Here is a 14,886-nt window from a genome sequence, read left to right as displayed (position 1 = left end):
AAACACAAATGAACCATTCATAGAACACGAATCAATATGTCGGTATGGAATAATATACGGTCTGTCGCCAAGTACGAACGCAAGCTGTTGCTCCGTACGTGGTTCTATCGTGTCTTCTTGGTGCTTGCCGTGTTGATTCTGGCACTGTTCAATTTTGCGGCTTTAGTTAGCGACGACGGCTACTGGCTGATGCAGTCGCTACCTTCCAATATCCCGTACGTGAATCTGCTGTTCCTGAATACCGGGCAGGCGGTGATCGCCGTCTTTTTGTCGTCCGAGTTTCTCAAGTCGGACAAAAAGCTCGACACTTCGGAGGTGTTTTATGTTCATCCGCTCAGCAATGCCGAATACGTAGCGGGTAAGATATGGGGGATTTTGAGCGTATTTTTCCGCCTCGACCTGATGATTCTTGCGATGGTGCTGATTTTTAACTTCGCATCGGGCGTGGCGCTCGACTGGGCGGCGTATCTTACGTATTTCTTCCTGATCTGCATTCCAACGCTCGTCTATATCCTCGGACTGTCCATCTTTCTGATGCTTGTGCTGAAGAATCAGGCCGTGACCTTCGTGCTGCTGCTGGGCTATATCGGACTGACTTTGTTTTATGTGGGCGACCGGTTCTACTATGTCTTCGACTACATGACCTACAACCTGCCTTTGGTCAAATCGTCCGTCGTCGGGTTTACGAACGGGCAGGCGCTGATGATACATCGTGCCGTTTACCTGCTGCTTGGGCTGGGCTTTATTTGCCTCTCCGTGTTTTTGTTTCGGCGGTTGCCGAACACGAAGTACGGACGTTTTCGCTGGCTGGCGCTCGGCTGTTGCTTCTTTCTCGGAGGCATCGCGGCAGCTTATCGTCATGTGGATTCCGTCCGGGAAGAAAGAAGACTGCGGCAGCATTATATCGCGCTGAATAACGAGTATGTGCACGCGCCGAAAATGCTTGTCGACCGTTACGACATCACGCTCACCCAACAGCCGTCGACGATTACCGCCGAGGTATCCATGAGCGGGGTGGCTGCCGCTCGCGGTTCCGTGTTTACGTTTTCCCTCAATCCCGGCCTGACCGTGCGCGAGGTCGAAGTCGCCGGCCGTCCGTTAGCGTTCGAGCGTAAGAACCAGATCGTTCTTGTCGATCTCGGACGTGAGCACGCGGAAGGCGACTCCCTTTCGATCGTCATGAAATACGAAGGACGCATCGACGACCGTTTCTGCTACCTTGATATTCCTGCCGATATCTTACAGCATGATTATGGCGACGGTATGTTCCGAATAGATAAGAAATACAGCTTTCAGGAACGCGACTATCTGCTCTTTACGCCCGAAGCGTATTGGTATCCGCGTCCCGGCACCTCCTACAGTAGCCTCAGCACCGACGGACAGCAAACGTATTTCAGCCGTTTCCGATTGACGGTGCGTACGACGGACGGTCTGCAGGCTCTCTCGCAGGGCACGCGACAGCAGCCTTCTCCCACAGCGTTGGATACAGCAGCCTTCTCTTCGGATAGAGAAAAAGATCAGGTGTTTATCTATGAGACTGACTTTCCTTCCCCTTCCCTCTCGCTCGTCGTGGGGGATTATGAACAGAAAAGCCTCGTGGTGGACAGCACGGAGTACAGCATTTGGCATCTCCGGGGGCATGGTGATTTTACGACTCCGTTCGACTCGATTATGGATACCATCCCATCGCAAATCAGGGAGTTTCGCCGGTCGATCGAACGCGATTATGCGCTCGATTATTCGTTCCGCCGCTTCTCGCTGGTCGAAGTGCCTGTGCAGTTTTACAGCTACCCCAGAGCATGGACGCAGGCACAGGAGAAAGTACAGCCCGAGATGGTCTTCTTTCCCGAAAAAGGTTGCCTGTTCAACGAGGCCGACGTTGCGAGAAGGGTCAAGCGCGAAAAGAAATGGGCGCGTTGGGATGGGCGTGAGATTACCGATAAGGAAGCAGCCATCCGTACTTTCCATAGCTTTATGCATCTCTTCCGCCGTACAGAGAGCGATTTCAACTGGTCATTCGATCGCGGAGCGGCGAATGTCTCTGCCGAGGTCAATCCTTATTTGCTTTTCCCCCAACTGTATAATTTCAGATACAATGTCTTTTCGTCGGAATGGTCTGCCGCCAACCGCATGATCGAACTCTACCTGCAGGACAAGTCCGAAGAGAACGATTGGGTCAGGGAGATGAACGGTATCAGCAATAAGGAAAAGGCGAATCTGCTGATGGAGCAGCGGCCGTTGAAGGAGCTGCTCGCCGATACGGAACTGCGTAATCTGGTCGACGATGTACTGTCGCTCAAGGCAAGCAGCCTCTTCGCTCCTGCCGAAATCGATATGGGATACCGGGCCTGTCGAGACTCGCTGCGTACCATCCTGCAACGGAACAAATTTACGAATCTGCGTTTCGAACACCTGCTCGATACGCTTGGCACGATGGCCGGCAAAGACCTCCGGGCACCTCTCGGCGCATGGCAACGTCCTACGCCGCTGCCTGTGTATATCGTCGGGACGCCTCGTATCGTACATGTCACGAACCGCGATAAGGAGACATATATCATGACCTTGCAGATCACCAATACCTCCGATTACGAGGGAACGATCCGCATCGAAACCGACGCCGGGGGACGCAGCGACCTGTACGATCCGCGGACGCAGCGTTCCCTGTCTTTCGCTCCGCATCAGACGAAACGCATCGTGACGCATTGGGACGAAGCGCCGCGGAGAATTCGTGTCCATACACTGGTATCAGCCAATCTGCCGGCGCTGATCGATCTGCCCGTCGGAAATATCCAGCGTGAACAGAACCGGACGATCGAACAGGAAGGCGATTTCGTACTGCCGCTTCTGTCGGACGATACCTCCGGAGAGGTGATCGTAGATAATGAAGACTCGTTGCTGTTCGCCTTGTCCAAACCCGAAGTGTTCGGCCTTCTGCCACGGTGGCTCGATAAGGACAACGATCAATCGTTCCGCTATTCGGGCGTGTCCCAATGGCGTGCTCCTTTGCAATGGACATTGACGACAAACGATAAGTATTACGGTGCGCATATCCGATCGGCTTACGTGGTCAAGAGCGGTAGCGGAAATCAGACGGCTACATGGAGTATTCCGGTCCCGCATGCCGGACAATACGACCTTTATTATTACGTGTATAAGCCTCAGGAACTTCGTGAAGGGGGACGTGGCGGCGGTGGAGGAGGTCGTACGGAATACCGGTTTAAGGTCTGCTACGATCACGATGAGGAAGAAGCGTATATCGACCTTGCCCGTTCGGAAGACGGATGGAGCCTGTTGGGTACGTATTATTTCAACCGTGACACGGTACGTGTCGTGCTGACCAACGATACGAAGTTAAGAATCGTCACAGCCGATGCCGTGAAAATTGTCGGAAAATAAGCGAATAAATTCAAAGAAGCAGTAATAGAAAAGAAGCATGATGATAAACAAAGAATTCCTAAGGATTTACGTGAGTGGGGTGATGTGCCTTGCGGGAATGTGCGGAGCGCCTTCGGGAGCGTATGCGCAACGGTCGGTGACCATAGAGCAGGCACTCGACATCGCCGAAGAGCACAATCCGACACTGATCAACTCAAAGCTCAATCTGGAGCGGTATCAGCTTCAACTCGTCGCCCAACGGGCATCGTTAAAATCCCGGTTCTCTCTGAATCTCGATCCGATTGATTATACGAAGACACGTCGTTTCGACAACCGGCTGTCGCAATGGTACACGAACGAGTCGCTGACTTCGAGCGGAACGTTCCGTGTCACGCAGCCTATCTTGTGGACAGACGGGGAGCTTTCGCTCATTAACCGGTTCGGCTGGCAAAATAACACGTCGGTAGTCGAAGGGCATGAAAACCGCAACAAAGCATTCAGCAACAATCTTTATCTTCAGTTCACTCAGCCGGTGTTTACGTATAACCGTCGGAAGATGGAGCTGAAACAGATCGAGTTCGATTATGAAAACGCCGGAATCGATTATGCTCTTCAGCGCCTGAATACGGAGCGAGACATCACGAATCGGTTCTATACGGTTTATATGGCGCAGAGCAATCTGGAGATCAGCCGGGAGGAGCTGGAGAATGCCCGGCAGAGCTTCGAGATTATCAAAAACAAGGTCGAGGCCGATTTGTCGGCCAAGGAGGAGCTTTATCAGGCGGAGTTGAATTTGGCCACGGCACAGTCTTCGGTCGAGGAACGTGTGGTCGCGCTCGCCAACGCGGAGGACGAGTTGAAGCAGGCGCTGGGCTTGCCGCTTCACGAACAGATTCGTGTCATGGCCGATATCGGGATCAGCCCGATCGCCGTCAGCCTTGAGGACGCTGTTCGCAACGGGCTCGACTCGCGGATGGAGCTTCGGCAGCGTGAGATCGATATCGAGTTGGCGGAATTGCAGATGATTCGCACGAAGAGTCTGAATGAATTTAAAGGGGATATCTCTTTGTCGGTCGGTATTACCGGTGACAATGAGCGATTGGGAAGCGTCTACGACAATCCGACGCAAAACCCCCGTATCGCGATCAGTTTTACGGTTCCGCTCTTCGATTGGGGAGAGAAGAAAGCGCGTGTGAAAGCGCAGCGGACGGCACAGACGATCGCGAAGCTCCGGCAGGAGAATGAAAAGTTCGACATCGAGCTGAATATCCGTCAGGTGTGGCGCCGGCTCGAAAACCTCCGTACGCAGATTACCCTTGCCGAAAAGAATGTCAGGAACGCGCAACTGACGTATGACCTGAACTTGACCCGGTATCGTGAAGGAGACCTCACCGGTATGCAGATCAGCCAGTTTCAGACCCAGCTATCCAATAAGAAGATCGCTTATTCGCAAACGTTGATCAATTATAAAATCGAGTTGCTGAATCTGAAAATTCTTTCGCTGTACGATTTTGAGAAAAACGCTCCGGTAATTCCTGTCCGGACATTGAGCGATGCCCGTCGCAGCGATAAATAAATTTATTCCCGTATTCGAGTAAAAAATAAATGATATACCTCATGATGAAATACCAAACAATCTTCGCCGTAGCCGCGCTGTCGGTACTTACGGCATGCGGTTCCAAACCTCAATCCGATCAGAACGATGTGGAAACTCCCGTATCCGTGCAGGAGCTTCGGAAAGGATCGATCAGCAAACTGATTCATACCACGGGAACGGCACAGGCGGCTTATGCGGCCGAACTTGTTTCCGAGATGAGCGGGATGTACGGTCTTCAGCGTAATCCGGCAACGGGCAAACCGTATAAATTGGGAGATGGGGTCAGGAAAGGTCAACTGATCATACGTCTCGAAAATAAGGAATATGAGAACGGCATTGCGCTGGAATCGAAAACGCTGAACCTTGAAATTGCCCGGCAGGAGCAAAGCAAGCAGAAGGCGTTGTACGAGAAAGGAGGAGTGACTCTCAGTGAGATGCGCAATACGGACGTGAGAGCCGCCAATGCCCGGTACGAATTGGAGAATGCCCATATCAGTCTGGAAAAGATGAATATCAAGGCGCCTTTTGACGGGGTAATCGTCTCCCTGCCTCATTATACCTCGGACAGTCGGGTGGAGCAGGGGAAGCCGATGGTCGGTATCATGTCGTATGCGAGTATGTACATGGACGTGAACCTGCCCGAAAGTACGATCCCGTACATCCGCGTCAATCAGCCGGTCCGTGTGACGCACTACACCTTGCCCGAAGATACGTTGAAAGGTGTGATCAGCGAGCTGTCGCCGGCCATCAGTACCGAGACACGCACCTTCACCGGACGGGTACGGATCGACAATACCGAGCAGAAACTGCGTCCCGGTATGTTTATCAAAGTCGATATCGTTGTGGAGCAGGCCGACAGTGCGATTATCATTCCGAAACATGCGGTGCTCTCGGCACGAAACCGCAAATATGTATATGTAGTGGAGAAGAATACGGCCATGGCGCGTCAGATACGGACGGGACTTGAGGATGACGAATCGATTCAGGTAACGGAAGGGCTGAACGAACATGATCATCTTATCGTCAAAGGATTTGAGACCTTGCGCGAAAATAGCCGGGTGAAGGTGTTGAAGTAGTAGTACGGAGGAACGGTAATAAAAGGATAGTTTAAGAGTACGCAATAACATGAAGAAAGTCATCCGGTTCGCAGTAAATAATCCCGTGACCATGGCGATGGTGGTGCTGGCGATCGTGTTGCTCGGCAATATCTCGTACAATCGGCTGAATGTGGATTTACTGCCCGACATGAATGCTCCTCGTCTGTTCGTAGAAATCAAGGCGGGTGAACGTCCGCCCGAAGAGATCGAGAAGATGTTTGTAGAGAATATGGAGTCGATGGCCATACGTCAGAGCGACGTCACGCAGGTTTCCTCGGTGATTCGTTCCGGTTCGGCACGCATCACGGTCACCTACGTCCAGCATAAGGATATGGACGAGGCTTTTTTAGACTTGCAGAAAGCCATGGCGCCTTTTTCGCGCAACACGGATCTTGAGTCTCTCAATATCACCCAGCACGATCCGAATACCGACCCGGTGATGCTGATTGCCATGTCGCATCGTTCCCTCACCGATATGGCGGAGTTGCGTAAGATGGCCGGGAGTTACGTGCGCAACGAACTGGTGCGCATAGAAGGCGTGGGCGAAGTATTACTTTCCGGTGAGGAACGTTCTGTCCTGACCTTACGAACCGATCCCTATAAGTTGAAGGCGTTCGGTTTGACGATGGAAGATATCGCCTCCGGAATCGAGGCGAATAATCAGACCGTATCGGGCGGGCGGGTCAGTGAACTCGGGTTGCAGTATCTGGTGAAAAGCTCGTCGCTCTTTACTTCCGAAGCCGATTTTGAGAATCTGATTGTGGGCTATCGTCCGACGGTTGCATCGGCATCGGACGTTCGTACAAATGGCGGCATCGAGAACCGCGCGCCGATATACTTACGTGAAGTGGCTACCGCCCGGTTCGAAAATGCCCGTCCCGAAAATATCGTACGTGTCAACGGCGAACGTTGCATCGGTCTCTCTGTTTATAAGGAGATGCAGCATAACACGGTACGAGTGGTCGATCGAATCGGTCGACAGTTAAAAGTCATGGAGCAGGCTTTGCCCGGCTATCGTTTTCAGGTGATCCGTAACCAAGGTACTTTTATCAGTCAGGCGATCGGCGAGGTGAAAAGCACGGCCCTGCTGGGGATGCTGTTGGCCGTGTTCGTGTTGTTTGTCTTTCTGCGTCGTATCGGCACGACGCTCATTGTCAGTCTGTCGATTCCTGTCTCGATCGTAGCAACGTTTAATCTGATGTACTTCAATGGGCTGACGTTAAACGTCATGACGCTGGGAGGTCTCGCGCTGGGCGGAGGAATGCTCGTCGATAACGCGATTGTGGTGATAGAAAGTATTTTCCGAAATCATGAGCGAGGGTTGAGCCGCGCCGAGGCTATTGTCACCGGGACGTCGGAGGTCGCCGGCGCGGTGATTGCTTCTACCCTGACGACCATTGTCGTTTTTCTTCCGATCGTTTACCTGCACGGGGCATCGGGCGAACTGTTCAAAGAGCAGGCGTGGACGGTGGCCTTCTCGCTGCTGTCCTCTTTGTTTGTCGCCTTGCTGATTATTCCTATGCTGTACGACCGGCTATCGGGGAAGAAGCAGGTACAACCGCAAGCGAAATCCGTTCGCTTCGAGGGGTATGGCGTGCTGCTGACTTCGTTTCTCCGGCGTCGTTGGTGGGTGATCGGTCTGTCCGTAGGATTGCTGGCTGTTACGTTCCTGCTTACTCCCTTCATCGGGACGGAATTCTTACCTCGTTCCGCCGGACGTGCATTCTCCGTCTCGCTGAGGCTGCCGGAAGGCACACGTCTCGAACGCACGGATGCTGTGGTGCATAATCTGGAATATCTGCTGCGCTCCATCAGTAGCGACAGCCTGCTTACCGTGTACAGCCATATCGGAGAAGGGGCGTCGGAGCATGAAGTCTTTGAAGGAGAGTCGACGGCGACGCTGACGGTCTTACTCTCGGAATCGTCGCCTTTGTCGACCGATCAAGTCATATCGCGCTTTGTGGAAGCGACGAAAGGGATAGAAGGGGTGGAGTTGGCATTCAAGCAGGAGGATTATTCGCTGGGGGCGCTGTTCGGAGATGAAGAAGCACCCATCGTCGTCGAAGTGAAAGGAGAAGAATCGGAAGAGATTGCGGCTCTCACGGACGAGGTGCTGGCGCGGATGACCTCGGTTGAAGGAATTTATAACCTCAAGTCGTCGATGGCCGACGGAGCGCCGGAGCTGCTGATCACCCTCGACCGTACGATGGCCGGTATTCATCAGATTACGGCCTCGACCGTGCTCACCCAGTTAAAGCAACAGTTGCAGGGGCGTGACGTCGGCAAAATGGAATATAAGGGAGAAATGCGTGATATCGTCATCAAAGTACCCGATATTACGGCCGAAGAATTGAAAGGTCTTGTCATCCGGAACGGAAACCGGGAGTTTCTGCTGCACGAGATCGCGACGATTACCCCGACACAGGCTCCGAAGGAAATATTCCGTCGGAACCAGAGCCGCATCAACAAGATTCTTGCCGACAAAGACGAAGCCCGCTCGCTCGATAAGGTGGCGCGAGACATACGCCGGGCAGTGGCCGACGTGGAGCTGCCTCCGCGTTATTCGATTCATGTGACGGGTGAGGAGGAACAGCGTCGCGAATCGATGAACAGCCTGATGCTTGCGCTGTTATTGTCGGTCGTACTCGTGTACATGGTGCTGGCCTCGCAGTTCGAATCGTTATTGCATCCTTTTACCATCCTGCTGACCATTCCGCTCGCGCTCGTCGGGGCCGTACTGATCTTCCGGATCACCGGGATGACGCTCAATATCATGGGGGTGATCGGGATGATTATGCTGGCCGGGATTGCGGTGAATAACTCGATTCTTTTAGTCGGACGTATCAACCAGTTGAAGACGACGATGGAACTTACCGAGGCTATTGTCGAGGCCGGCCGGCAGCGCATCCGTCCGATCATGATGACTACGCTCACGACGATTCTGGCGTTGCTGCCCATGTCGCTCCATATCGGCGAGGGAGCGGCCTTGCGCTCGTCCATGGCGGTAGCTGTCATCGGCGGGCTTGTCACATCTACCTTGATGAGTCTTGTCGTGATCCCCTGTGTTTACTATGTGTTTGAGCAATTGAAAAGTAAGGTAAGACGCGAAGAATGAACATTCTTTTAAACAGAAGGGTAACCGTCAGCATGTTGTTTATTGCGCTTACCTTATTGGGGTATGTGTCATATAAACAGCTGCCTGTGGAACTGTTGCCCAATGCGGAATTGCCCGTGTTGTTCGTCTCCGTCCAGTCTCAACAGGAGATGGATCCGGCGTATGTCGAAACCGAGGTCATCATTCCGATCGAGGGGGCGATCAGCACCGTCGGAGGGGTAGATAAGATACGCTCCGAGATCAACCGTCGCCAGTCGTCCATACAGGTCGATTTCAAAGCCGATGTTAATTTCAAGACGACGTATCTCAGGCTCGAAGAGAAAATGAAAGAAGTCGCCTCATCGCTTCCGAAAGGTTTTACCGTGCAGGTGCAGAAAGTCGATCTGGCGATGATGGCGAACCGTTTTATGACCTTGCAGGTGCGAGGTTCCGGTGGAGTGGATCGCGTGCGTAACATCGTGGAAGAGGAGATCCGGCGCGATCTTGAACATATCGACGGGGTGGCGGCCGTCGATGTGTACGGCGGACAGGAGCGAGCCATCGAAATCCGTTTACATAAAGAGGCGTGTGAAGCGTTGAACCTGACCGCCTCGAAAATCGGTGAGTTGCTGAACCGTCAGACGCAGGAGAAGATGTTTGCCGGTAACGTTACGGAAGCCGATTCGCGCTATTTCGTTCACGTTCATTCGGCCTACACGCAGGTCTCCGAGTTGGAACATCTTGTCGTAGCCGAAGGGCCCGTATTCCTGAAAGACGTGGCCACCGTCAGCTTCGACTTGAAAGAAGAAACTTCGTTCAGCCGCGTGAACGGCAAGGACGCGATCTCCGTCGCGCTCGTGAACGAAGCCCGGACGAACCTCATCGACTTGTCGCATCGTACACGGGAGGTGATCGACCGGCTCAATGAACGTTTGCAGGGGCAGGAGGTGGAAATTGTGATCGAGTCGGATACGGCCGAAACGATGGAGAAGAATATCGATCAGATCATTCGTCTGGCTTTGATAGGGGGCTTGTTGGCCATCTTAGTGCTCTGGTTTTTCCTGAAGAATATCCGTCTCGTGTTTTTCATCGCCTTGTCTATCCCCTTGTCCGTATATACGGCGTTTAACTTCTTCTATGCCGCGGGTATCTCGGTCAACAGCCTGACTCTCGTCGGCATGGCGCTTGCTATCGGGATGCTGCTCGATAATAGCGTCGTCGTGCTCGAAAATGTGTATCGGCGATCGGCGGCGGGAGAGTCGCCCGAGCAGTCCGTAACGAAAGGGACGAAAGAGGTCTGGCGTTCGATTATCGCCGCTACGCTCACGACCATTACGGTATTCCTGCCTTTCGTCTTCTCCGAAAATTTCATGATCAAACTGATCGGTAACCATATCGGTGTCTCGATTATCTCCACCCTGCTGGTATCGATGGGGGTGGCGCTGCTGTTTATTCCGATGGTAACCTACGGTATCTTGCGCCGGAAGAACGGCCGCGCCGTGTTTTACGAAAGAATCTCTCTGCTGCAACGGCCTGTACAGATTTACCTTGTGTTTCTCAAAACGTGTATGCGTCATCCGGGCATCACTTTGCTGAGCGCCGTCGTGCTGCTTTTCCTGACATTGATTCTGTCGTTGACGATGAACGTTCGTCAGAATAAGGAGGTCGAGTCCGACCGCTTCGATATTTATGTTACGATGCACACGGGCAGTACGCTGGAGCATACCGATAAGATCGTGAAAGTGATCGAGGAACGTCTCAATGAAATTCCGGAAAAGCAGGATGTCGTCAGCCGTATTCAGCAGGAACAAGCCGTGCTGACGGTGATTCTTCGGAAAGATTACGAGGCTACGGGCAAGCGGAAGATCGGTGAGATCAAGTCTGATGCGCAAGCGCGAATGCCGGCTGTGGGAGGTGTCGAGATCTCGTTCTCCGAAGCCATGAGCGGACCCGGTGGGGGCGACGGCGCAGGAGCGGCCATGGCGTTTATGGCGCTATTGGGCATTGGGGATAATCAGGAGCAGGTGGTGATCAAAGGATCGGACTACGACATGATGCAGGTGGTGGCCGAAGATATACGGTATTACCTCGACGCGCAGGAATTTGTCGAACATGCGTGGATGTCGTCTGCCCGTCGTCAACCCGAAGTACGGCTGCATTTCGACCCGTTATTGCTTGCTTCATACGGTATCACCCGAAGTCATATCGCGACGGGATTGGCGCAGCTGACGCCCGAATATGCTACGGGAACGACCTTTAAAGTGGGTAATAAAACCTACGATATCGTGATTCGTGAAGAGCTGCCGGACAAGACGCCCGAGCGGGAAAAGCAACAGCAAACCTTTGATGACTTGAAAGATGTGCGCATTGCCGACGCGCAGGGAGGGATGCACCGCCTCGACGAGCTGGCTACGCTTCACAAGGGCAACGGACGCTCACGCATCATGCGCGTGAATCAGGACAAGCAACTCGAAGTGCGCTACCGGTTTGCCCGCAGTGTCGAAGAGTCGAAGACGTTGCTCGAAGGGTACCGTGCCGACATCGACCGGTATATCGCGAATTATAATCTGCCTGCCGGGGTAGCCATTGAAGTCGTTCATGAAGAAGACTTGTTTGCCGATTTTAAATTCCTTCTGCTTGCCGCCTTCGTGCTGATCTTTATGATTCTCTCGTGTGTATTCGAATCGATAACGACCCCGTTCGTACTGCTCTTTTCCATTCCTCTGGCGGCTATCGGATCACTGCTGGCTCTGCTTATGACCGGTAACAGCCTGCTGAATGCCAATACGCTGACCGGATTTCTGATCCTGCTGGGAGTGGTGGTCAACAACGGTATCATCCTGATCGACTATGCCCGCATCCTCCGTAAGGAGGGCTTCCGACGCGAACGTGCGCTGATGACGGCCGGACTGTCTCGTATCCGTCCGATTCTGATCACGAGCATCACCACGATTATCGCCATGTTCCCGCTGGCGATGGGCGACACGGAATATGCCGGCGCCATCGGAGCGCCTTTCGCCATTACGGTCATCGGCGGACTGACCTTCTCGTCGCTGCTGACGCTCGTCATCCTTCCTACGGCTTACATGGGACTGGAGCATACGTTGCAATGGTACCGTGCGCTTTCGCCCAAGGTGCGATGGCTGCATCTCGTCCTGATGCTTTTCGGACTGCTTGCCGTCTATCTCTATATCGACAGTTGGCTGTGGCAGGCCGTATCCGTCGTGACGCTGGTCATCCTTATTCCCGGGGTCACAGCCTTTGTACAGGCCAGTCTGCGACGGGCAAGAGCCGATGTGATTCATCCCGAAGAGGAGATTCGGATCGTCATCCGTAACCTTGTGAAGGTGTACGACCGCGCGGGACGTTTCGCCCGCCAGTGGAACAGCGGACGGGAACGGCGTAAGCGTCTGGGTATTCAGCAGGAATATCATTCGTTCAAAGATTTCCTGCACATCGGCTGGGTGTTTGGACTGTTCGCGTTTGTCGTCTATTTCACCTATGGCTATCTGGAGCATTCGTTCTGGATCTTTATCTTTTCGTTTATCGTATATGCGTTCACCTTGTACTTGTGGCGTAAAATACGGATGTACCTCTTTTACCGTTTCGGTGACAGACGACGCGTCCGTTATCTCAACCGACTCCTGTTCTGGGGAGTGCCTGTCGTACTGCTTGTCGTACTGTCGAGTAAGATCGGTCGACCGTCTTTGACTGTGTTTACCGCTCTTTTGTGGGGATGCGGGTTGATTGTTTATGTTACGTCGCAATATCTGTATGAACGGGAAGTGAACATCGAGCGCGTAGGCGGTCGTTTGGCGGGGCTGAAACGTACGTTCTTCCGTCTGGTCAAGCGTGTGCCCTGGCTCGGCAAGCGACGTCGTCCGTTCAAGGCGTTGCGTGGCGTATCGTTCGAGATCAAGACGGGCATGTTCGGGCTGCTGGGGCCCAACGGAGCCGGCAAATCGACGCTGATGCGGATCGTTACGGGGATTCTGGAGCAAAGTTATGGAAGTATTTGGGTGAATGGGCTGAACACCCGCGTTTACCGTGAGGAGTTGCAGGGGCTGATCGGCTTCCTGCCGCAGGAGTTCGGCACGTACGAGCACATGTCGTCGTGGGAGTTTCTGGACTATCAGGCCATCCTGAAAGGGCTCACCGACGACCGTTTGCGCAGGGAACGGATCGAATACGTGTTGCGAGCCGTGAATATGTACGAACGGAGAGATGAGAAGATCGGTTCCTTCTCCGGCGGCATGAAGCAACGGATCGGCATCGCCCTGATTCTCCTTCATCTGCCCCGTATCCTCGTGGTCGATGAGCCTACGGCGGGACTCGACCCGCGCGAGCGGATCCGCTTCCGTAACCTGCTGGTCGAACTGAGCAAGGAACGCATCGTCATCTTCTCGACGCATATCATCGAAGATATTTCCAGCTCGTGCAATCAGGTCGCCGTCATCGACCGGGGACAGTTGAAATACTTCGGACAACCCGAAGGCATGGTTCACATGGCCGAAGGCAAGGTGTGGCAGTTCTCCATCGATGGGGAGTCGTTCGACGAACTGGATAAATCGTTCGTCGTGCATCATATTCAGGATGGCGATCGCATACAAGTGCGTTATCTGTCGGCCGTGCAGCCTCGTCCCGATGCCGTGCCGGCAGAGACGAATCTCGAAGACGCTTATTTGTGCTTATTAAAAAACATGTAGAAGATGAGAAAATATATCATTCTGGCCGAGCGGATAGTGCGCTATAACGTGAAGATTATCTTTGCCGGTAAGTTCGTTTGGTTTCTGCTGGCTGCTTTCCTGTTCTTTGCCTTTTTTATGTTTCAGATGGCATGGGACAGGGTGGAAATCAACGAAGAGAGCATTTATTATTTGCTCTTCTTCCCGTGTATGTTGTTGATTTTCTATCCGGTGGTCTTTGGGATTCAGAATGACGAAGACAGTCGCATGCTCGAAATCATCTTCGGCATCCCCGACTACCGTTATAAGGTCTGGGGCGTGCGTATGCTGATGGTCTACGTGGCCGATTATGTCATCCTCTTGCTTTTCGCTTTGCTCGCCCGATGGCTGCTCTATCCCGTACCCGTCTTCGAGATGGCCGCCCAGCTGCTTTTTCCCATGCTGTTTTTCGGAAACCTCGCGTTTCTTTTCTCTACCCTCACGCGTAGCGGGAACGCTACGGCCGTGATCATGATTGTGTTGGGACTGCTGTTTTTTATCTTTATGAATGCCGTCGATCTGATCAGCCGTTCGTTTTGGAATGTCTTCCTCAATCCTTTCTCGCTGCCTCGCGAGGTGCATCCTCTCGTCTGGCAGAATACGATCCTCAAAAGCCGTTTGTTTCTGTTCGTCGGAGGTCTCGTTTTTCTTCTGGCCGGACTCCTGAATCTCCGCCGCAGAGAAAAGTTTATTTAACCCAAATTACGCGATACACTGTTCGGCGTGTACCATTATTATTTAATTGTCAATGGTTAATGGTTATGCCGGGTACATGGTTCGGCGGGTACCGGGCATAACAATTGACAATTAACAATTGGAATATGTCAGGCTTACAGCCCTCCGCCGGGATGCAATGCCTTTTTCCCCAACGCTTCGCATTGGGCTGAATTAAGGCGCCCTTTCAGGGCTTTTACAGCAATCAATCTTCAGCGTTCAGTCCTTCGGATGTTTAGGTGTTTAGGTGTTTGTTGTTTAACATTCAACTCAACAAATAAACAT

General features: G+C 52.9%; 6 protein-coding genes. All 6 read left to right on the top strand.

What is annotated here, in order from left to right:
* Positions 1-36 precede the first annotated feature (36 nt).
* The 6 genes from EII41_RS01920 to EII41_RS01895 are packed head-to-tail and all read left to right on the top strand — an operon-like array spanning position 37 to position 14,583.
* Positions 37-3,396 carry a xanthan lyase gene (locus EII41_RS01920; RefSeq protein ID WP_124789206.1) on the top strand — a complete coding sequence of 1,120 codons (3,360 nt, stop codon included), beginning with the start codon at positions 37-39 and terminating at the stop codon, positions 3,394-3,396.
* 40 nt (positions 3,397-3,436) lie between these two features.
* Positions 3,437-4,951 (top strand): TolC family protein, encoded by a 1,515-nt coding sequence (locus EII41_RS01915; RefSeq protein WP_185711804.1) that lies wholly within the window; start codon positions 3,437-3,439, stop codon positions 4,949-4,951.
* 41 nt (positions 4,952-4,992) lie between these two features.
* The gene (locus tag EII41_RS01910; RefSeq protein ID WP_185711801.1) at positions 4,993-6,048 is read left to right on the top strand and encodes an efflux RND transporter periplasmic adaptor subunit; all 1,056 of its coding nucleotides are present in this window, start codon (positions 4,993-4,995) and stop codon (positions 6,046-6,048) included.
* Positions 6,049-6,097: 49 nt separating this feature from the next.
* Entirely contained in the window at positions 6,098-9,184 is a 3,087-nt protein-coding gene (locus EII41_RS01905; RefSeq protein WP_124789204.1) for an efflux RND transporter permease subunit, read from the top strand.
* Positions 9,181-13,869: an efflux RND transporter permease subunit gene (locus tag EII41_RS01900; RefSeq protein WP_124789203.1), complete on the top strand. Its 4,689-nt coding sequence runs from the start codon at positions 9,181-9,183 to the stop codon at positions 13,867-13,869. Before EII41_RS01905 ends, EII41_RS01900 begins: the two co-directional genes overlap by 4 nt.
* A gap of 3 nt (positions 13,870-13,872) precedes the next feature.
* A complete protein-coding gene (locus EII41_RS01895; RefSeq protein WP_124751906.1) occupies positions 13,873-14,583 on the top strand; it encodes a hypothetical protein in 711 nt (236 codons plus the stop codon).
* Positions 14,584-14,886: the final 303 nt, after the last annotated feature.

Origin of the sequence: Tannerella forsythia (assembly GCF_003860135.1) — a bacterium.
Lineage (GTDB): Bacteria > Bacteroidota > Bacteroidia > Bacteroidales > Tannerellaceae > Tannerella > Tannerella forsythia_A.
Note: the sequence above shows the minus strand (reverse complement) of the source record. Positions and strands in the feature narration are given on the sequence as shown.